The organism is Promicromonospora sp. MS192, from assembly GCF_049532985.1.
GTDB lineage: Bacteria > Actinomycetota > Actinomycetes > Actinomycetales > Cellulomonadaceae > Promicromonospora.
Genome location: NZ_CP186693.1, coordinates 831844 through 851719 on the forward strand (window position 1 = coordinate 831844; position 19876 = coordinate 851719).

Genomic DNA, 19876 nt, shown 5'->3' on the forward strand with positions numbered 1-19876 from the left:
AGTGATCGAGTGATCGAGTGATCGAGTGATCGAGTGATCGAGTGATCCGAGTGGTTCGAGTGATTCCCGCGACGGGATTCCAGCGACGCGATTCCCGCGACGCGATACCCGCGACACTGAGAAGACCTCAGCCCTTCACGGCGCCGGTGAGCATCCCCTTGGCGAAGTGCCGCTGCAGGAACGGGTAGACCAGCAGCACCGGCACGATGGAGACCACGAGGATCGCCATCTGCAACGACGTCTGCGGTGGCAGGGACGCGGCGTCGATGCCGAGGTCCTGCGAGCCGAGCTGGGCGCCGTCGACCACGTAGGTGCGCAGCACGAGCTGCAGGGGCCACTTGCTCGCGTCCGACAGGTAGAGCAGCGCGTTGAAGAACGCGTTCCAGTAGCCGACGCCGTAGAACAGGCCGACGACGGCGAGCACCGGCTTGGACAGCGGCAGGCCGATGCGCCAGAACAGCTGCCACTCGGTGGCGCCGTCGATCCGGGCGGCGTCGATCACCTCGTTCGGGAGCTGCACGAAGAACGCGCGGACGACCACCACGTTGAACGCGGAGACCGACGTCGGGATGATCAGCGCCCACAGCGTGTCCAGGAGGCCGAGCCGCTGGACCACGAGGTAGCTCGGGATGATGCCGGGGTTGAAGAGCAGGCTGATCAGCACCACGAGCAGCATCGCCCGCACGCCGAACGCGCCCTTGCGGCTCAGTGCCCAGCCGAGCGTGGTGGTCAGGGCCAGGCTCAGCGTGGTGCCGATGGCGGTGACCAGGATGCTGATCCAGAGCGCCTGCGTGACCACGCCGCCGGCGAAGATCATCTGGTAGGCGCTCAGGTCGATCCCCGTGGGCAGCAGCACGAAGCCGCCGGCCTCGGTGACCTGCTCGGGCGTGGCCAGGCTGGTGGAGATGATGCCGACGAACGGCAGGATCACCAGCGCGCAGGCGATGGTCAGCACGATGCCCTTGACGGTCCGCTCGAACGGGCCCGGCATGGCCACGCCGTCGATCACGGCGCTCCGGGTGCCGCGGCCGGCCGGTCCTCCGGCGCCGGTGGTGCGCCCGCCGCGGCGGCCCGGGGGAGTCGCGCCGGCGCCGCGGCCCGTGCTCTCGCCGGCCCCCGCTGTCATGGTCGTGCTCATGCTCGGTACACCCCTTCCTCGCCGAAGGCGTGGGCGGTCTTGTTGGCGACGAGGACCAGGGCCAGGCCGATCAGGCCCTTCACGAGTCCGACGGCGGCCGCGACACCCCAGAACCCACCCAGGACGCCCTGGTTGTAGACGTAGGTGTCGAGCACGTCGGACACCCCGAGGCCGACCGCCTGCTGCTGGAGGAGGAGCTGCTCGAACCCGACGCTCAGGGAGTCGCCCAGCTTGAGGATGAGCAGCATGATGATGATCGGCCGCATGCCCGGCAGGGTGATGTGCCAGGTCTGACGCCAGCGGGAGGCGCCGTCGACGGCCGAGGCCTCGTACAGCGACTTGTCGATCCCGGCCAGCACCGCCAGGAACAGGATGGTCGCCCAGCCCGTGTCCTTCCAGATCACCTGCGACGTGATGAGGGCGTAGAAGGCGTCGGCGTTGCCGATGATGTCGATCGGCTCCCAGCCGTGCGACCGCAGGAAGTTGTTCAGCAGGCCGGCCCCGCCGAGCACCTGCTGGAACACGGCCACCACGATCACCCAGGACAGGAAGTGCGGCAGGTAGAGCACCGACTGCACGATCTGCCGCACGCGGTTGGAGACCAGGCTGTGCAGCAGCAGCGCCAGGATGATCGGCGCCGGGAACACGAAGACGGTCTGCAGCAGCGTGATGATCAGGGTGTTGCGCAGCGCGGCGAGGAACTCCGGGTCGCCCGAGAACAGGATCTGGAAGTTCTCGAAGCCGACCCACAGGCTGCGTTCGATGCCGAGGTAGGGCTGGTAGTCCTGGAACGCGATGACGTTGCCGCCGAGCGCCAGGTACTGGAAGACGATGATGACCGCCATGCCCGGCAGGGCCAGCAGCAGCACCGCACGGTCCCGCGCCAGCCGCTTCCACCAGGGCAGGTGACGCCGGGTCTGCGGCGGGGGCGACGCCGGTGTCGTGCCCGACCCGGTCGGCGGACGTTCGGGGGAGGTCGCCAGGCGCTCAGGCATGGGACGACTCCTCGACGTCGGGGCGGGTACCGGCGTGCAGCCGCCGCGTGGCCCCTTCCGGATCGCCGCCGTGCAGCGCGGCCACGAACGGGTCGTCCCCGGTGAGCTCCGAGCGCAGCACGGTCCGGCCGGTCAGGGCCGACCGGTACATGCCCGTGATCAGCTCGAGGGAGCGGCGCCCGTCGGCCCCGCTGGCACGGGGGCGCTCGCCGCGCTCGAACGAGCCGACCAGCGAGGCGAGCTGGGCGGCGTGCGAGCTGCGCACGTCGTCGGCGGGGGGCCAGCCGGCCACGCGGTCGGCGTCCGTGACGTGCGGTGCGGGGGTCCAGCGCCAGTCGTCGTTGCCGTACCCGTACAGGTGCTCCACCTCGACGGTCGCGTCGCTGAGGTCGAACCGCAGGTAGCTGGACTGCCGGGGGGAGAGCAGGCTGTTGACCACCGAGCACACCGCGCCGGAGGAGAACCGGACCATCGCGAGCGAGACGTCCTCGGTCCGCACGTCGCGGTCCAGCGTGGCCATCTCGGCGGTGACGCTGTGCCAGTCGCCCAGCAGGGACAGCAGCAGGTCCATCTGGTGGATCCCGTGGCCCATCGTCGGGCCGCCGCCCTCCGTCTCCCAGCGGCCGCGCCACGGCACGTCGAAGTAGGCGGGCGGGCGGTACCAGAGGGTGTGGCAGACGGCGACGAGCGGGCGGCCGAGCGTGCCGTCGGCGAGCTGGGCGCGCAGCCGCTCCGCACCGCTGCCGAACCGGTGCTGGAACACGTAGGCGGCGTACGGCCCGCCCTCACGCTCGTGCGCGGCGATCTCGTCGTACTCGGCCAGGGACAGGGCGGGCGGCTTCTCGCACCACACCCAGGCGCCCGCGTCGAGCGCCGCGACGGCGGTCTCCCGGTGGTTGCCGGGCGGCGTCGCGACGACGACGAGGTCCGGGTGCTCGGCGCGCAGCATCGCGTCCAGGTCGGTGTACCGGCCGGGGACCGACCAGTCGTCCGCCGTCCGGTGCAGCGACTCGGTGTCGACGTCGACGAGGGCGACCACCGTGGCCCGGTCGCCGAGGGCGGCCAGGGCCGGCAGATGGCTGCCGCGCGCGATGCCACCGGCGCCGACGACGGCGGCACGCAGGGGTGCGGGGGATTTCTTCACGGGCTGCTCCATCGCAGGGTGATCGATCACTGTTTCCGGGATACCGTAGGAGGTGATCGATCACTTTGCAAGAGTCCCGGTTCGTGACCGCCCGGCTGGCAGGCGGGAGGCAGGCGGGAGATGGTGCCAGAATGTTGGTCCGGATGATCGTCCCGGGAGCCAGGCCGGGCACCGGCCCGCGGACAGGACCGACACAGGACCGACTAAGGGCCGGAGACAGGCGAGGACGGGGCATGACGAACCAGAGCTCGACACAGGACCAGGCGGCCCAGGACGCGCCGTCGTCCGGCCGTCCCGCCCGGCAGGCCGCCGGACCGGGCCGGCGGGCGACGATCTGGGAGGTCGCCAAGGCGGCGGGCGTGTCGCACCAGACCGTCTCGCGCTACCTGCGCAACGACTCCAAGATGCGGCCCGAGACGGTCGCCCGGATCAGCAGCGCCGTCCGCGAGCTCGACTACCGGCCCAACCTGACCGCCCGGTCGATGCGCACCCGGCGCAGCGGTCGCGTCGCGGTGCTGCTGCCCGCCGTGGCCACGTACGGTCCGCCGCAGATCCTCAGCGGCGTCATGGAGGTGGCCCACGAGCACGGCTACACGATCGAGGCGCTCAGCGTCGAGGGCGGGCCCGCCCAGCGGTTCGAGCGGGTCCTGGAGCTCGCCGACTCGGGTCAGGTGGAGGGCGTGCTCGCGCTCGCGCCGCTCCCGCCCGAGTCCGAGCACCGCTTCCCGGACCGGGCGGCGATAGTGGTGTCCGCCGACTACGACGACGAGTTCCGCGGCGTCGGTGAGCTCGCCGACGGTTCCCCGGTCGCCGACCTGGTCGAGCGGCTCGCGGAGCTGGGCCACCGGCGGTTCCTCCACATCACCGGGGCCCTCGACTTCGCCTCCGCGCGCGGCCGCCGGGACGTGTTCGTCGAGACGATCGAGCGCCTGGGGCTCGGCCCCGCGCGCGTGATCGAGAGCGACTGGTCGGCGGAGGGCGCGCGCGCCGCCGTGCTCGCCCTGCCCGAGGAGGACCGCCCGACCGCCATCATCGCGGCGAGCGACGTCGGGGCCGCGGGGGTGATCCTCGGCGCGCGCGAGCGCGGCTGGTCGATCCCCGGCGACCTGAGCGTCACCGGCTGGGACAACAACCAGCTCGGCGCCTACCTCCAGCCCACGCTCACCACCGTGCACGTGGACCACCGCAAGCTCGGGCGGGCGGCGATGGCCCGGCTGGTCGCGACGCTCCGCCCGGATCCTGGGACGGGCTCTGGGACGGGCGCTGGGACGGGCCCTGAGACGGGCGCTGGGACGGGCCCTGCGTCGGCCTCTGGGACGGGCGCCGACCCGCGCACTGGCCAGGGCCCGGGTTCCGTCGCGCCGCCGGGACCCGGCACGACGACGGCGGACGCGCCGCTGAACACGATCATCTGGCGGGAGTCGACAGGGCCGGTCCCGGCCACCTGAGCCCGCGCGCTCAGCCCGCCGCCCGCCCGTCCACGAGCTGCCCGTCGACCAGCCGCACCGGGTCCACGGCCAGGTGGAGACGCTGCCGCACCCACCAGTCGCCGGTGCGCCGGCGCTCGTCGGGTGTCGTGTACCGGTAGCGGTACAGGACCGCCCGGACGGCGACGGGGCGGCGTCCGCCGAACGGGTCGTGGCGCAGCAGGCGGAGGGTCGCGGGGTCGGCCTCCAGCAGCCGGCGCAGGAACACGGTGAACCAGCGGCTGGAATGACCCAGGGGCAGGAACCACATGAGCCAGTCCAGCCGCAGGTGGTACGGGGCCACCTGGGGCGGACGGCGGTCCGTGGGCCCGGGCTTGCCCCGGAACTCGTACTCGGTCCAGCCGCCCGGACCGGGGTCCTGGTCGAGCGTGCCCTCGACGGCGACCTCGTCGCGGTGCCGGGTGACCGAGCCGAACGCGCCGTAGGCGTTGACCAGCCGGAACGGCTCGAAGCTCGCGTTCATGCGCTGGTTGCGGGAGGCGAGGTTCAGCGCCGGCCGCACCGAGAGCACGAGCAGCAGCAGGGCCACGGCGGAGACCGCGATCACGAAGGCGAGCGGCGCCAGTGGCGCGCCGGCCGCCCCGGCCCCGACGCCGGCCGCCCTGGCCCCGACACCGGCCGCCCCGGCTCCGCCGTCGGGCAGCCCGACCAGGCCGCCCAGCCACGCCCAGGTGCCGTCGTCGACCACCCCGAGCGCCAGCACGATGGTGGCCCAGTTGAGCCACGCGAAGTTGCCGGTCAGCACCAGCCAGCCCTGGGTCAGCACGAACACCGCGGCCGCGACCGAGGGGAAGGGCTGGGGCAGGAACAGGAGATACGGCACGAGGAGCTGGCTCACGTGGGTGCCGACCACCTCGAACCGGTGCCACCAGCGCGGCAGGTGGTGGGCGTGCCACGAGAACGGGCCGGGCAGCGGCTGGGTCTCGTGGTGGTAGTACAGGGCCGTCAGGTCCCGCCACGCGCGGTCGCCGCGCCACTTGATCAGTCCGGCCCCGTGCTCCAGACGGAACAGCAGCCAGCGCACCGCGAGGATCGTCACGAGCGGCACGCCCACGGCGTCGGACCCGAGGAAGGCGACGAGGAAGCCGGCCTCGCACAGCAGCGTCTCCCAGCCGAAGGCGTAGAACGTCTGCCCCACGTTGACCAGCGAGAGGTAGCACCACCACAGCACCAGGAACACGAGCGCCGGCACCCACCACGGTCCCGCCTGCGGCAGCCCGACGACGACGCTCACGCCGAGCAGCACGCCGCACCACGCCACCGTCACCAGCAGCCGGTCGGAGTAGCGCAGGCGGAACAGCGACGGCCCGTCCCGCCAGTGCGTGCGCTGGACGAACCGTGGGACCGTGGCGATGCCGTGCTCTCCGAGCAGGGGCCGGAACTGGCGCAGCGCACCCCAGAACGCGAGCGCGTACAGCGCGCCGAAGCCGCGCTGGAGCAGCGTGCGCGCGACGTCGTAGTCCGTGCTCGACCACCAGCCGAGCCAGTCGGGCAGCACGGCGGGCAGGGTGTCTGCCATGTGGCCACCGTAGCCAGGGCGCGAGCCACTCCCCAGTCGGCTCCTGCGACGCAGCGGTGGCTCGTGGCCGCTCAGCGCAGCGCCGGGAGCACGTGCGCGCCGAACGCCTCGACGAACGCGTCCTGCTCGCGTCCGACGTGGTGCAGGTAGAGGCGGTCGGCGCCCGCGTCGCGGAGCGCGGCGAGCCGCCCGGTGAGCGCGCCCAGGTCTGCGTCCACCAGCACGGCGCGCCGCACCTGCTCGATGCCGACGTCCCGGCCCAGGGCGTCGAACCGGGCCGTCGTGGCCGTGTCCGCGGCCACGGCGGGCGAACCGGTGAGCGTGCGCCACTGGTCGAGCGCGATCGCCTCGGCCTCCTCGACGGTCGGCGCCCACGACAGGTGCACCTGGACGGCCACCTCGCCCGCCCCGCCGGCCTCGCGGTACGCCTCGACCATCTGCCGCAGCTCGGCGGCCGGCTTGTTCACCGTGACGAGACCATCGGCCCACACGGCGTGCCGGCGGGCCGTGGCGACCGTCAACGCCGGGAGCACCAGCGGGGGCACCACCTCCGGCAGCGTCCACAGCCGCGCCTGGCGGGCGACGACCAGACCGGTGTGGTCCACCTCCTGGCCGCGCAGGAGCGCACGGATCACCTCGACGCACTCGGCCAGGCGGGCGTCACGCTCCGCCTTCGGCGGCCACGGGTCTCCGGTCACGTGCTCGTTGAGGTTCTCGCCGGAACCGAGGGCCACCCACAGCCGCCCCGGGTACATGGCCCCGAGGGTCGCGATCGCCTGTGCCACGATCACCGGGTGGTACCGCTGGCCCGGAGCGCACACGGTGCCGTAGGACAGCCCGGTGGCGGCGAGCGCGGCGCCGAGCCAGGACCACGAGAACCCGGACTCGCCCTGTCGCTCGCTCCACGGCGCCAGGTGGTCGGAGCACATCGCGGCGTCGAAGCCGGCGTCCTGCGCGAGGCGGGCCGCCCGCAACCCCTCCGCCGGGTGGAGCTGCTCGTGGGAGACGTGGAACCCGAGAACGGTCACGTGCCTGCTCCGTCGTCCGGGTCACCGCCGTGGCCGGAGGCGTCGTGCCCGGACGCGCCGTCGATCGTGCGGCGCAGCCACCGGTACCCGTAGCCGGTCAGGGGGATGCGCCCGTCGGGCTCCACGGCCGGGTAGTCCTGGTCGACGTGCACGTCGACGTAGCGCGCGGCACCCGTCTGCAGCGCGGAGACCTCGTCGGCGGGCAGGGTCGCGACGACGTCCTCGTCCGCGAGGTTGGCCAGCAGGAGCACGCTCGACTGCTCGACCTGGTACCGCAGTGCGAGCACCGACGGCACGCCCACGTCCCAGGGCTGGGGCCGGGTCCGGCTGAGCTCGCTGAGCCCGAGCCGGGCGCGCAGCAGGCCGCCGACCCGGTGCAGCAGGGAGCCGTCCCGCACGCTCTGCTCGTCGACGCTCACCTTCTGCGGACCGTGCTCGCCGGTGATCACGGGCGCCGGGAACCGGTCCTGCGGGGCGCGGGAGAACCCCGCGGACGGCGTCGTCGACCACTGCATGGGGGTGCGCACGGCCTCCCGCTCGGGCCGGCCGAGGTCGTCGCCCATCCCGATCTCGTCGCCGTACCGGAGCACGGGCGGCCCGGGCAGCGAGAAGAGGACGGCGTGGGCCATGGCGAGGCGGCGCAGGTCGCCGCCCAGCATCGGGGCCAGTCGCCGCCGGATGCCGCGGTCGTAGACACGCATCGAGTCCTCGGGCGCGAAGGCGTCCAGCACCTCCTTCCGTTCGTCCGCCGTGAGCCGTTCCAGGTCCAGCTCGTCGTTGTTGCGCAGCCAGTGCGCGTACGTCGAGCCCGGCGGGGGCGCGGGCTGGGCCCGCAGGGCGCGCGTCAGCGGCTCCGCCACGCCGCGCGCCAGCGCGAGGAAGAGGTGGTTGTTCGTCCAGAAGTCGAGCAGCATGGTCATGCCCTGCTCGCCGTCGCGGCCGAAGTAGTCGGCGTACCGGTCCGGCTCCACGTCGACCTCGCCGAGCAGCGCGGCGCCGGCACGCTGGGCCGACACGGCGGCCTGCAGGTCGCGCACGAGCCACTGCCCGTTCGTGTCGGGGCGGGCGGCCCGGGCACGCTCCAGCATGAGGGGCACCGCGTCGACCCGGAAGCCGGAGACGCCCATGCGCAGCCAGAACGACACGATGCGGTGGAGCTCGTCGCGTACCCGGGGGTTGTCGAGCGCCAGGTCCGGCTCGTGGGCGTAGAAGCCGTGCCGGTAGAACTGCTGCGCCTCCTCGTCCCACGTCCAGGTGTCGGGCTCCACGTCGGGGAAGATCGGCTTGATGTCGTTGTTCGGTTCGTCCGACCACAGGTAGTAGTCGCGGTACGGCGAGCTCCGGTCGCGCCGTGCCTCCTGGAACCAGCGGTGCTGGTCGGAGGTGTGCTGCGTGACGAGCTCGACGAGCACGTGCAGACCGAGGTCGTCGGCCGTCTCGAGCAGCCGGGCCATGTCGGCGAGGTCGCCCAGGCGGGGGTCCACGGCGAGGTGGTCGGCGACGTCGTACCCACCGTCCCGGAACGGGGAAGGGTAGAACGGCAGGAGCCACACGCAGGTGGTGCCGAGGCCGCGCAGGTAGTGGAGTCGTTCGATGACGCCGGGCAGGTCGCCCCAGCCGTCGTCGTCCGAGTCGACGAAGAGGCGCGGGTCGAGCTGGTAGATGACGGCGTCCGAGTACCAGGAGGACCGCATCGCCACGTCATCCCTCCCGACGGGCCCGACCGCCGGTGCGCGGGTTGAGCGCGTCGGGGTCAGCATCGGTGTCGGTGTCGGTGTCGGTGTCGGCGTCGGGGTCGGCATCGGCGTCGGTGTCGGCCGCCGAGCCGGAGGCGTCGTCCGCGGCCGCCGCGGCCGCTCCGGTGCGGGGGTTGAGCTGGTCCGGATCGGCGTCCGGGTCCTCGGCGGGGTCGTACATGGGCTGTTCGGTCATCGTCGTCTCCTGTCCACGGGCGTGGCTGGTTCCGGACGCCGGCTCCTCCTCCGAACCGTGCCACGGGCCGCGGTGGCTCGCACCCGCGCTGCACAGGAGGCGTCCGAGGTGCGCCGGGGCCGCCGGGCACCGACGATCGAGGCATGAGCACAGGCTCGGCGACACCGCCGTCAGAACCGCCCCCGCCGGAGTCCGTCGCGGTCGCGGCCGGGGACGACCGCCGGTTCTTCGGCCATCCCCTCGGCCTGATGACCCTGTTCACCACCGAGCTGTGGGAGCGGTTCAGCTACTACGGCATGCGCGCCATCCTGGTCTACTACCTGACCGACACGCTGTCCGACGGCGGGCTCGGCCTCGACCAGACGCTGGGCGAGGCCGTCGTGTCGGTCTACGGCACGGGCGTGTACCTGCTGTCCGTGGTCGGCGGGTGGCTCGCCGACCGGGTGATCGGGGCACGGCGGTCCACCCTGTACGGCGGCATGATCATCGCCGCGGGCCACGTGTGCCTCGCGGTCCCGGCCGCGGGGTTCTCCTACCTGGGCATCGTGCTGGTCGCGCTCGGCACCGGGCTGCTCAAGCCCAACGTGTCCTCCATGGTCGGCGCCCTCTACGACCGGGGCGACACACGGCGCGAGTCCGCGTTCCAGATCTTCTACATGGGCATCAACATCGGCTCGTTCTTCTCGCCGATCATCGTGGGCGCCGTCCGCGCCGTGTGGGGCTACCACGCCGGGTTCTCGGTGGCCGCGGTGGGCATGGCCGTCGCGCTCGTCTTCTTCGTGCTGGGCCGCAAGTACCTGCACGGCGCCGGCGACCACGTGCCCAACCCCGTGCTGCCCGCCGAACGGCCGGCGGTGGCGCGGATGTTCGCGGTCGTCGCGGGCGGCGTCGTGCTCGTGTACCTGGTGGCGCGGCTGGTGTCGGGGCAGTGGGGGCTGCTCGCGCTCATCGACACCCTGAGCTACGTCGCCTTCCTCGCACCGATCGCGTTCTTCGTGGTCATGTACCGGTCCCCGCGCGTGACCGACGCCGAACGGCCCCGCCTGCTCGCGTACATCCCGCTGTTCGTCGCGGCCATGCTCTTCTTCATGATCTTCGAGCAGGCGGCGACCACCCTCGCCACGTTCGCCGCCGACCGCACCTCGCGCGAGGTGCTCGGGTTCACCGTGAGCCCCGAGTTCTTCCAGTCGATCAACCCGGCGTCCATCATCATCCTCGCGCCCGTGTTCGCCTGGCTCTGGGTGCGGACCAAGGACCGCCCGCCCACGCCGTACAAGTTCGCGATCGGCCTCGCGCTCGCGGCCCTGTCGTTCCTGGTGCTGGCGGGTGCGTCGGCGGCAGCGGGCGACGGCCTGACGCCGGGCTGGGTGCTCGCCGCCGTGTACGTGATCCAGACGCTCGGCGAGCTGTGCCTCTCGCCGGTGGGCCTGGCCGCGACCACGCTGCTCGCGCCGCGGGCCTACCAGGGGCAGGCGATGGCCCTGTGGTTCCTGGCGCCCGCCGCCGGGCAGGCGATCACGGCGCAGCTCGTGCAGGCCACGGCCGGGGCGTCGGACACCGCCTACTTCGGCGGCATCGGCCTGGTCGCGCTCGCGTTCGCGGGGATCCTCGCGCTGCTCGGGCCGTGGGTCACGCGGCACGTGCGGCGCGCGGACCAGATGGAGGGCGTGCGCACGGCGGGGGAGTGAGCGAGCGGACGCGTCGCCCCGGGTGGCTCGCCGTCCGGCACTAGGCTTGCCCGCATGCCAGACCCCACGACGGCTGGTCCGGTGGACCGTCGCGAGACCTCGCCCGGGCAGGTGCCGGGCCCGGCGCTCAAGGTACCCACGCTCGACGAGGTCGCCCGGCGGGCGGGGGTCTCGCGTTCCGTGGCGTCCCGTGCGATGAACAACGCGCGCAACGTGAGCCCGGCCAAGCGGGAGGCGGTCGCCCGGGCGGCGACCGAGCTTGGCTACGTGCCGAACGCGACCGCCCGGGCGCTGGCGACGAGCACGGGCGGGTCGGTGGTCCTCGCGGTCTCCCACGACGACCCGGCGCTGTTCGGCGACCCGTTCTTCTCGCAGGTGCTCGTGGGCGTGGCTGCTGCGCTGGACAGGTCGGAGCTCGACCTGACGCTCATGCTCGCGTCCTCCGAGCGCGGCCAGGCCCGGCTCGAGCGGCTGCTGCGGTCCCGGCGCTCCGACGGCGTGATGCTCATGGCGCTGCGCGGGGACGACCCGCTGAACCGGCTCGCGGCGGCCACGGAGCTGCCCGTGGTGCTCGGTGGACGGCCGCTGCACGGCGAGCCGCGCTGGTACGTCGACGTCGACAACCGGGGCGGTGCCCGGCTCGCCACGGAGCACCTGCTGGCCTCCGGGCGCCGGCGGATCGCCACGATCACCGGCCCGATGGACCTGCAGGCGTCGGTCGCCCGGTACGAGGGGTTCGCCGACGCCATGGCGGTGGCGCGCCTGGACCCGGACCGGGTCGAGCACGCCGACTTCAGCTTCGAGGGCGGCGCCCGGGCGACGACCCGGCTCCTTGCCGCGCACCCCGACCTGGACGGCGTCTTCGCCGCCTCGGACAACATGGCGGCCGGCGCCGTACGCGCCCTCAAGGCGGCCGGGCGTCGCGTGCCCGAGGACGTCGCGGTGGTCGGCTTCGACGACCTGGAGGTCGCGCGCCACACGGAGCCGGCGCTCACCACCGTGAGCCAGCCGATCCGGGGGCTCGGCCAGGAGATGGCCACGATGCTGGTGCGCCTGATCGGCGGTGAGTCGCCGACGCCGGTCATCCTGCCGACGCGCCTGGTCGTGCGGGGCTCGGCGCCGGGCTGACGGCGCCGGGCCCCGCACGATCGGGCCCGAAGGACGAGGCGCGACGGGCGGTCAGTACTGCGTGTACCGGACCCAGTCGTAGGTGGCGGTCCGCTGCCCGGTGTAGTTGAACGGCCCGAGCCAGGAGTCGACGCCGGTCCCCGGCCAGAGGTTCATCATGATGCGCTGCGGACGGGTCGGCAGCGGGCCGCGCGAGCCGTTCTCCTGGTGGACGAGGCGGCCGTCGACGAACCAGTTGATCGTGCCGCCGCGCCACCACTCGATGGCGTAGTCGTGGTAGCCGGCCGCGGCGTCGAAGCCGAGGTTGATGATCGACTCGTGCCCGCCGACCCCGTTGGTGAAGTAGTTGGTCTGCATCTGCCAGGTGTTCTTGCCGAGGATCTCCACGTCGATCTCGTCCCACGGCTGGCCGTCGCTCGGCCCGGTGTAGGTGAAGAACGACGTGACGATCCCGGACCCGGACGCCGCCTTCATCCGGACCTCGAAGCGCCCGTAGGAGTACAGCTCGTTGCTGCGGTACTCCCCGGAGGCGTACGGCTTGCCCGAGCAGCCGCCCGGGCACGGGGTGTTGTTCAGGTTCAGGCCCATGACGCCGCCGCTGTGCCAGACGTGGTCGGCCCGCCAGCCGGCGTTGAACATGCCGCCGTTGCTCCACCCGTCGGCCTTGTTCCAGCGTCCGGTGTCGTACGAGTCGAGGTTGTCGGTGAAGCTGCCGCCGACGGCGGCGGCGGGCGGTGTCAGGCCCGGTGCCGCCGAGAGCCCGAGCAGCAGGCCGAGGGCGAGGGCCGGAGCCAGGGTCAGGAGCCGGCGGCGTGCGGTGGAGCGGTGCTGCGTCGTCGTTGATCGCATGAGTACCTCCATCGGTACGGGTGGCGGGTTGGTGTGGCTGGCTGGTGCCGGCCGGTAGCGGCCGTCAGGGGTGGCGCAGCGGGGGCTGGGCGAGCTCGATCAGCTCGCGTGCCTGCTCGGGGAACCAGTGCCCGGCGGGCGGGTCGACCATGCCGCGCTCGGGGTCCTCCGGTCCGCCGAGGCCGCGGAAGCACTCGCCGTCGGACTCCCCGGGAATCTTGATCCACAGGAAGGCGTCGACGAGCTCGTTGCCGGTGTCGGTGGTCGGCCGCAGGCCCAGGCCGCGGTCCGGCGGGTTGCACCACGTCTCGGCGTCGGGGTAGACGCCGGCCGGCGCGGCCCAGGCGCCCCGGCCGTTGCGGCTGGTGTCGACGACGAAGTGCGTGGTGGGTTCGATGTCGCCGAGCGCGGCGTCGTACCGCGAGTCGATGCCCGCGGTGTTCAGCGCCGGGTCGGTCGCCGTCAGGCTCCAGATGCCCTGGTTGGACAGCGTCACGCCGGTCCAGTCGTTCGCCGGGCCGCCGCTCCAGTACTGGTTGCCGCAGCTCGCGTAGTCGCCCGGCGCCACCTGCGTGGCGTAGGCGATGCACCGGGAGATCCAGGTGCCGTACGCGACGCTGTTCTCGGTGAACTCGTAGTTGGACACGTTCAGGAAGAACCCGTCCGCGCGCTCGACGCCGGCCTTGACCAGACGGTCGGTGGCCTCGCCCACGTTCAGCCACGACGTGTTCGTGCCGTCGAGGTACACGACGGCGTTCGGCTGCTCCTTGAGGCGGTCGACCGCGTAGTTGAGCATCTCGAAGCGCTCCGCGGCGGCGTCCCGGCCGGTGGTCTCGGGGTCGTACTCGGGCGGCCGGCAGCTCTCGAGCTGCCCGTCGAGCGTCGTGTACCAGGGGATGACGCCGAGCCCGTCCGGCTCCAGGACGACGGCGACCTCCTCGCGGCCGATGCCGGCCGCGAAGCCGTCGATCCACGCCTTGTACTCCGCCACGTCGCGGGCGCCGCCGGCCGAGTAGAGCGCGCAGTCGCGGAACGGGATGTTGTACGCGACCAGCACGGGCACCTTGGCGCCGGTGCGCTTGACGAGCTTGCGGACGTCCCGCTCCACCTCGGCGGGACTGCCGTCCGTGAACCAGGTGGAGCTGGGGATCTTGCTCAGCAGCAGCGCGTCACGCCTGGCCTGTCCGCGCAGCTCGTGCGCGGCCTCCTTCGTGGAGCTGTGGGGGTCGTTGAAGATCGTGGTCCCAGGGGCGAGGACGTCGTTGCTCGCCCAGGCCGGGCCGCCGCCGAGCAGGGCGGCGCCGAGAGCGCACACGGTCAGCGCGGCGGTGAGCCGGCGCCGAGGGATCGGTCGTGTCATGCGGGGTCTCCCGAGGTCTCTGCGAACGCGTCGTTGCGTGTTCGTCGCGATGCTGTGCTGCATGCGGGTCTGCACAGAACTGGAAGAATGTGGAAGCGCTCCCAGTCGGACCATGGTCCGGGGCGGCGGCCGACCGTGTCAAGGTCTCCCGGCGTCGTGATCGGGTGGCGGGTAGGGTCTCGGCCGTGGCCGGGAGCGGAGGTGCGGCAGCCGGGGGACCCGGCGCCGGGAGCACGGAGACCTGTCTGGTCGTGGTGCGTGGCCCCTCCGGGGCAGGCAAGTCCACGGTCGCCCGCGCGGTGCGGCGGCGCATGGGCCGGGGGACGGCGCTCGTCGAGCAGGACTACCTCCGCCGCACCCTGATGTGGGAGAAGGACACGGCCGGCGCGCCGAACATCGGGCTCATCGACACCGTGGTGCGCCACGCGCTCGGTGTCGGGTACTCGGTCGTGCTGGAGGGCATCCTCGCGGCCGACCACTACGGGACCATGCTCAGGGACCTGCTCACGGACCACAGGGGCCGCACGGTGTGCGCCTACCTGGACGTGCCGTGGGACGAGACCCTGCGCCGGCACGAGACGCGGCCGCAGGTGGCCGACTTCACGCCCGAGCAGATGGCCGAGTGGTTCGACCCGGACGACCGGCTGGGCGTCGACGGCGAGATCGTCGTCGACGCCGCGTCGTCGGCCGAGCGGACCGTCGAGACCCTGCTGGCGGCCGCCGGGTGGACCGGTGCCCGGGGTCGCGGCAGCGCCTGACCGGGACGGTGGGCCGGTCTCAGGAACCGGCGGCCGGGGCGGCGGTGAGCATGGTCTCGACGAGGTCCGCCGCGCGTGACCCGCTGACCTGCGGCGGTGCTGTCCCCCGGGGCATTTCACCCTGTAGGGTCGTGCGGGTCGTCCAGGCAAGTCCCACCGCAAGGAGGCGGTCGTGACCGAGATCGAACCCGTCTACGGGGCCGGGACCCTGCTGCTCGTCGCCGCCGCGGCGGTGGCCCTGCTCCTGCTCCTGATCATCCGCTTCAAGTTCCACGCGTTCGTCGCGCTCGTGCTCGTCAGCCTGCTCACCGCGGTCGCCGCCGGGATCCCGGTCGCCGACATCCCCGACGCGCTGCTGACCGGGTTCAGCGGGACGCTCGGCTCGGTGGCCCTGCTGGTCGGGTTCGGCGTGATGGTGGGGCGGCTGCTGGAGATCACCGGCGGCGCACAGGTCCTGGCCGACACGCTCATCGCCCGGTTCGGCGAGAAGCGCGCCCCGCTCGCGCTCGGCGTCGCCGCGCTCATCTTCGGGCTGCCGATCTTCTTCGACGCCGGCCTCGTGGTCTTCCTGCCGATCATCTTCACCGTCGCGCGGCGGTTCGGCGGCGGCATCCTGCGCTACGGGCTGCCGACGGCCGGGGCCTTCGGCGTCATGCACGGCGTGGTCCCGCCGCACCCCGGGCCGGTCGCCGCCGCCGCCGAGCTGGAGGGGAACATCGGGCTCACCCTGCTCCTGGGCATCCCCGTGGCGGTCCTCGCCTGGTTCATCGGCGGCTACTACGTGGCGCGCTACCTGAGCCTCCGGTACGTCATCGACATCCCGGACGCGGTGTTCGGCCGGATGAACGGTGGCCGGGACGACGTCGCGGACGGCGGCTCGGGCGGCCCCGGCGCAGGAGGGGCCGGCGCGGGAGGTGGCAGCACGACCGCCACCGCGACCCAGGCCCCGCCGCGGTTCGGCACCGTCCTGCTCATCCTGCTGCTGCCCCTGGTGCTGATCTCGCTCAACACCGTCGTGGACACCCTCGTCAAGGCCGGGGCCGTCGCCGAGGAGGCCGGGTGGGCGAACGCTCTCGTCCTCGTCGGGCAGACGCCGATCGCGCTGCTGATCACCGTGCTCGTCGCCCTCGCGGCGCTCGCACCCGGACGGTTCACCATGGGCCGCGCCAACGCCGTCCTCGACGACGCCCTCGGGCCGATCTGCTCGATCATCCTCATCACCGGCGCCGGCGGGATGTTCGGCGGCGTGCTGCGCGCCAGCGGCATCGGCTCGGCGCTCACCGACTCGCTGTCCGACCTCGGGCTGCCGCTCCTGCTGCAGGCGTTCGTCATCTCGACGGTCCTGCGCGTCGCACAGGGCTCCGCCACGGTCGCCCTCACGACCACGGCCGGGCTGATCTCCGCGCAGGTGGCGGCCGAGGGCCTCAGCGACCTCAGGATCACGCTCGTGGTGTTCGCCGTGGCGGCCGGCGCCACCGTCCTGTCCCACGTGAACGACTCCGGGTTCTGGCTCGTGAGCCGGTTCTTCGGCATGGACGTCCGCACGACGCTCAAGACGTGGACCGTCCTGGAGACCACCCTCGGGCTCGTCGTCTTCCTGCTCGCCGCCCTGCTGTGGCCGGTGACCGGGTGACCGGCTCGCAGGGCGGGGGCGCGCCCGCCGGCGTCGTGCGGCACGTCGTCGTCATGGGTGTCACGGCGACCGGCAAGACGACCGTGGGGCGGGCGCTCGCGGACGCGCTAAGCGGTGTGTTCGTCGAGGGCGACGCGTTCCATCCCCGGGCCAACATCGACAAGATGTCGGCGGGCATCCCGCTGGACGACGACGACCGCCGCCCCTGGCTGCACGCCCTGGCCGGTGAGATCGCCCGGCTCGATGCCGCCGGGGAGACCTCCGTGACGGCGTGCTCCGCGTTGCGCCGCCGCTACCGGGACTGGCTGCGCGAGGGGTACGCGGGCCTGTTCTTCGTGCACCTCGACGCGCCGTCCGACGTGCTGCTGGAGCGCATGAGGCGCCGCACCCACTTCATGCCGCCCTCCCTGCTGCGGTCCCAGCTCGACACCCTGGAGCCGCTGGAGGCCGGGGAGCGGGGCGTCGTGGTCGACGACACCCGGCCGGTGGACGAGGTCGTGGCGGCGGCCCTGGCCGCCGTCCGGCCTGGTGAACCGGCCTGACCCACCCCCGCCCGCGATCTCCCGCACCCTCCTCGCCACGAGTTTGTGACGAACTCGCGCCGGCACCCGTCTCAGTGGTGTCGCTTGGTCGGAGCGGCTCGCATCCACACCGGATGCGACGTGGACAGTGGGAGGACGTCATCATGGCGAACGTAGCGGGCGGTACCCAGCCGAAGGCCCAGACGGACACGAGCACCCGGCTCGACGGCCGGACCACCATCGAGGACGGGGTGGTCGCGAAGATCGCCGGCATCGCCGCGCGGGAGGTCAGCGGGGTCTACGCGCTCGGCGGCGGCGCCGCGCGCGTGGTCGGCACCATCCGTGACGCGCTCAACTCCACCGACCTGACCCAGGGGATCAGCGTCGAGGTGGGGGAGACGGAGGTCGCCGTCGACGTCACGATCGTGGCGGAGTACCCGGTGGCGCTGCAGAAGGTGTCCGACGAGGTGCGTGCCGCCGTCTACCAGGCGATGCGGGACCTGGTCGGCATGGAGGTCGCCGAGGTGAACGTGACCGTGAACGACGTGCACCTGGCCTCCGAGGGCGACCAGGACACCGAGACCACGGAAGGCCGGGTCCGGTGAGCACCCCCGTGATCGGCGCGGCGGCCGGCGCGGTGCTCGCGCTGACCTGGATCGTGCTCGGCTTCGGCGCCTTCGTGCTCGTCGCCCTCGCCATGCTGGTCGGCGCGGCGGCGGGCCGGGTGGCCGAGGGACGGCTCGACCTCCGGGCGCTCTCGGAGGCGTTCGGGGGCAGGCGCTCGTCGTCATGACCGGCGAGGCGCAGGACGTGCCGGTCCGGGACGTGCCCGGCAGGACGCGGATCAGCGCGCGGGCCCTGGAGCACCTCGCCGTCGGCCTCGTCCGCGACGCGGCCCACGCCGCGCAGCGGGAGGTCGTGGTGCGGCTCGCTGATGCCGGCGGGGCGCTGAAGGTCACGGTGACCGTACCGGTCACCGTCGCCCCGCACCTGACGGGGTCGATCGCCGACCGCGCCGCCGCCCTGCGGCAGCACGTCATCGACGGCATGCGTGACCTGGCCGGGCGCCGGGTCGACGTCGTCGACGTGCGCTACTCGGGCGTGCGGCGGACCGGCACACGGGTGACGACAGCACGGAGGGTGTCATGAGGGACGAGCGGAGCCTGCACCGGTGGGTGCTGCGCCGGGAGACGCACTCCTCGCGCACCGGCGCGGCGGTGGCCGTCGCGTCGGTCCTCGCGGTGGTGATGGTGGCGGTAGCCGGCGTGGGCGCGTGGTGGTTCGCGGCGCCCGGGTCGCGTGACGCGATCGGGGGCTGGCTCGGCACGGCGTCGTCCGTGACGGGAGACCGGGTGGCCCTGACGACGGCCGGGGTCGTGGCGCTGGTCCTGGCGCTCGTGCTGGTCGCCCTGGCGGTGCTGCCGGGCCGCCTGCCCCGGCGGGCACGCAGCGCCGACCGCCTGGCGGTGCTGGTCGACGACGGTGTGCTCGCCGACGCGGTCGCGGACGCGGTGGCCGCCCGCTGCGGGGTCGACCCGCGGCAGGTGTCGGCCACCGTCGGACGGCGCCGCACCACCGTGCGGGTGACGCCGACCAGCGGCGTCCCCGTCGACCACGCCGCCGCCACCGAGGCCGCGGCGGACGCCGTGGCCGCGGTCGGCTTCACCACCACGGCGCGGCTGACCGTCGCGCCGCAGGGGGTGGTCTCATGAGGTCCGGCAGCAGGGTCCTGAACCGGGCGTTGCTCCTGGTGTGCGGGCTGCTCCTGGCCGCCGCCGGTACGGCCGCGGTGCTGACGGCGTCCGCGCCGGGTCGCTCGGGGTGGACGCCGCCGGAACCGGCCCGGCGCTGGCTGGCCCAGGCCCGGGAGTCCGCGGAGGGGCTGCCCTCGGTCGGTGGTGCGCCCGGCGCGACCCTGGTCGTGCTCGGTGCCGCGCTCCTCCTGGCTGTGCTGCTGGTGGTCTTCGTCGCCACGCGTGGCCGTGGCGGCACCACGACGGTGCTCCGGCTCGCGGGCCAGGACGGGAGCACCCGCGTCGACCGGGACGTCGCCGCGGCGATGCTGTCCGAGGTGCTGGCCCAGCGGCCCGACGTGCTCGGCGCCCGCACGCGGGTGCACCGGGTGCGGGGCGTCGAGACGATCGGTCTGGCGGTCACCGTCCGCCGTGGCGCCGACCTGTCGCGGGTCCTGACCGCGGCGCACGAGGCCGTCGACACCTGGGACGAGCTGGCCGGGGTCCGGATCCCGGTCCTGGTGCACCTGTCCGACCGGAGCTGGCTGGACGGTCTGCGTCCGGCCGGCCGGGTGCGGTGAGCCCCCGAGGCGCCCGGCATCCGTCCGCCGTCCCCGGGAGCGAGAAGTCGCGCCCGGGGAGAGGCTGGGCGCGGAGGCGCCCGTGAGATGTCCACGAGCTCGGTTCCCCGCCGGGGGACCAGGAGGAGAGGAAGAGACATGAGCGCAGGAGACAAGATCAGGAACGCCGCCGACGAGGCCGTCGGCAGGGCGAAGGAGTCGTTCGGCAAGGCCACGGGTGACGACGAGCTCGCCGCCGAGGGCACGGCCGACCGGGCCAAGGCGCAGCTCAAGGACGCGGCGGAGCACGTCAAGGACGCCGCGGAGAACGTCAGGGACGCCTTCCGGAAGTGAGTGCCGCGCACGGGGCGGGGTCGCGAGCGACCCCGCCCCGAGCCGCGGG

21 protein-coding genes are annotated in these 19876 nt (G+C 73.3%); 12 read left to right on the plus strand and 9 right to left on the minus strand.

Annotated features, from left to right (window positions below; all coding sequences use genetic code 11):
- Window positions 1-127 precede the first annotated feature (127 nt).
- Genes ACO229_RS03750 through ACO229_RS03760 form a run of 3 tightly spaced genes read right to left on the minus strand, consistent with a single transcriptional unit; the run spans window position 128 to window position 3277 of the window.
- Window positions 128-1138, minus strand: coding sequence for a carbohydrate ABC transporter permease (locus ACO229_RS03750; RefSeq protein WP_423463810.1), 1011 nt, complete (start codon window positions 1136-1138; stop codon window positions 128-130).
- Entirely contained in the window at window positions 1135-2133 is a 999-nt protein-coding gene (locus tag ACO229_RS03755) for an ABC transporter permease (RefSeq protein WP_423463811.1), read from the minus strand. Before ACO229_RS03755 ends, ACO229_RS03750 begins: the two co-directional genes overlap by 4 nt.
- Window positions 2126-3277 (minus strand): Gfo/Idh/MocA family protein, encoded by a 1152-nt coding sequence (locus ACO229_RS03760; protein WP_423463812.1) that lies wholly within the window; start codon window positions 3275-3277, stop codon window positions 2126-2128. Before ACO229_RS03760 ends, ACO229_RS03755 begins: the two co-directional genes overlap by 8 nt.
- A gap of 233 nt (window positions 3278-3510) precedes the next feature.
- Here ACO229_RS03760 and ACO229_RS03765 point away from each other — a divergent pair, with 233 nt between their 5' ends.
- Window positions 3511-4725: a LacI family DNA-binding transcriptional regulator gene (locus ACO229_RS03765; protein WP_423463814.1), complete on the plus strand. Its 1215-nt coding sequence runs from the start codon at window positions 3511-3513 to the stop codon at window positions 4723-4725.
- A 10-nt stretch (window positions 4726-4735) separates the two neighbouring features.
- Here the strand turns inward: ACO229_RS03765 and ACO229_RS03770 are convergent, their stop codons facing one another.
- The 4 genes from ACO229_RS03770 to ACO229_RS03785 form a co-directional block, all read right to left on the minus strand.
- Window positions 4736-6283, minus strand: a complete 1548-nt coding sequence (locus ACO229_RS03770) for a lipase maturation factor family protein (RefSeq protein ID WP_423463815.1) — start codon at window positions 6281-6283, stop codon at window positions 4736-4738.
- A 71-nt stretch (window positions 6284-6354) separates the two neighbouring features.
- Complete coding sequence (locus tag ACO229_RS03775) at window positions 6355-7311, minus strand: TIGR03885 family FMN-dependent LLM class oxidoreductase (RefSeq protein WP_423463816.1); 957 nt, start codon at window positions 7309-7311, stop codon at window positions 6355-6357.
- Window positions 7308-9005, minus strand: a complete 1698-nt coding sequence (locus ACO229_RS03780; protein ID WP_423463818.1) for an alpha-amylase family protein — start codon at window positions 9003-9005, stop codon at window positions 7308-7310. The genes ACO229_RS03775 and ACO229_RS03780 overlap by 4 nt, the downstream gene beginning before the upstream one ends.
- A 7-nt stretch (window positions 9006-9012) precedes the next feature.
- Complete coding sequence (locus ACO229_RS03785) at window positions 9013-9243, minus strand: hypothetical protein (RefSeq protein ID WP_423463819.1); 231 nt, start codon at window positions 9241-9243, stop codon at window positions 9013-9015.
- 143 nt (window positions 9244-9386) lie between these two features.
- On the opposite strand from ACO229_RS03785, the gene ACO229_RS03790 reads away from it, so the two are divergent.
- Entirely contained in the window at window positions 9387-10931 is a 1545-nt protein-coding gene (locus ACO229_RS03790; protein WP_423463820.1) for a peptide MFS transporter, read from the plus strand.
- A gap of 54 nt (window positions 10932-10985) precedes the next feature.
- Entirely contained in the window at window positions 10986-12059 is a 1074-nt protein-coding gene (locus ACO229_RS03795; RefSeq protein ID WP_397418706.1) for a LacI family DNA-binding transcriptional regulator, read from the plus strand.
- 51 nt (window positions 12060-12110) lie between these two features.
- Here the strand turns inward: ACO229_RS03795 and bglS are convergent, their stop codons facing one another.
- Both bglS and ACO229_RS03805 read right to left on the minus strand, forming a co-directional pair.
- Entirely contained in the window at window positions 12111-12908 is a 798-nt protein-coding gene (bglS, locus tag ACO229_RS03800; RefSeq protein WP_397430661.1) for a beta-glucanase, read from the minus strand.
- Window positions 12909-12972: 64 nt separating this feature from the next.
- On the minus strand, window positions 12973-14268 hold the full coding sequence (locus ACO229_RS03805) for a glycoside hydrolase family 6 protein (protein WP_423463822.1): 1296 nt from the start codon (window positions 14266-14268) through the stop codon (window positions 12973-12975).
- A 185-nt stretch (window positions 14269-14453) separates the two neighbouring features.
- Here ACO229_RS03805 and ACO229_RS03810 point away from each other — a divergent pair, with 185 nt between their 5' ends.
- From ACO229_RS03810 to ACO229_RS03850, 9 genes are all read left to right on the plus strand, one after another.
- Window positions 14454-15026 carry an AAA family ATPase gene (locus ACO229_RS03810; protein WP_423463823.1) on the plus strand — a complete coding sequence of 191 codons (573 nt, stop codon included), beginning with the start codon at window positions 14454-14456 and terminating at the stop codon, window positions 15024-15026.
- 172 nt (window positions 15027-15198) lie between these two features.
- Window positions 15199-16659 carry a GntP family permease gene (locus ACO229_RS03815; protein WP_423463824.1) on the plus strand — a complete coding sequence of 487 codons (1461 nt, stop codon included), beginning with the start codon at window positions 15199-15201 and terminating at the stop codon, window positions 16657-16659.
- Complete coding sequence (locus ACO229_RS03820) at window positions 16656-17201, plus strand: gluconokinase (RefSeq protein WP_423463825.1); 546 nt, start codon at window positions 16656-16658, stop codon at window positions 17199-17201. The genes ACO229_RS03815 and ACO229_RS03820 overlap by 4 nt, the downstream gene beginning before the upstream one ends.
- A gap of 143 nt (window positions 17202-17344) precedes the next feature.
- Window positions 17345-17785, plus strand: coding sequence for an Asp23/Gls24 family envelope stress response protein (locus ACO229_RS03825; protein ID WP_397418718.1), 441 nt, complete (start codon window positions 17345-17347; stop codon window positions 17783-17785).
- Window positions 17782-17973 (plus strand): DUF2273 domain-containing protein, encoded by a 192-nt coding sequence (locus ACO229_RS03830; protein WP_397418720.1) that lies wholly within the window; start codon window positions 17782-17784, stop codon window positions 17971-17973. Before ACO229_RS03825 ends, ACO229_RS03830 begins: the two co-directional genes overlap by 4 nt.
- A complete protein-coding gene (locus tag ACO229_RS03835; RefSeq protein ID WP_423463826.1) occupies window positions 17970-18329 on the plus strand; it encodes a hypothetical protein in 360 nt (119 codons plus the stop codon). Before ACO229_RS03830 ends, ACO229_RS03835 begins: the two co-directional genes overlap by 4 nt.
- Entirely contained in the window at window positions 18326-18892 is a 567-nt protein-coding gene (locus ACO229_RS03840; RefSeq protein ID WP_423463827.1) for a hypothetical protein, read from the plus strand. Before ACO229_RS03835 ends, ACO229_RS03840 begins: the two co-directional genes overlap by 4 nt.
- Entirely contained in the window at window positions 18889-19494 is a 606-nt protein-coding gene (locus ACO229_RS03845; RefSeq protein WP_423463828.1) for a hypothetical protein, read from the plus strand. Before ACO229_RS03840 ends, ACO229_RS03845 begins: the two co-directional genes overlap by 4 nt.
- A 138-nt stretch (window positions 19495-19632) precedes the next feature.
- Window positions 19633-19827 carry a CsbD family protein gene (locus tag ACO229_RS03850; protein ID WP_397430653.1) on the plus strand — a complete coding sequence of 65 codons (195 nt, stop codon included), beginning with the start codon at window positions 19633-19635 and terminating at the stop codon, window positions 19825-19827.
- The last annotated feature ends 49 nt before the right edge of the window (window positions 19828-19876 follow it).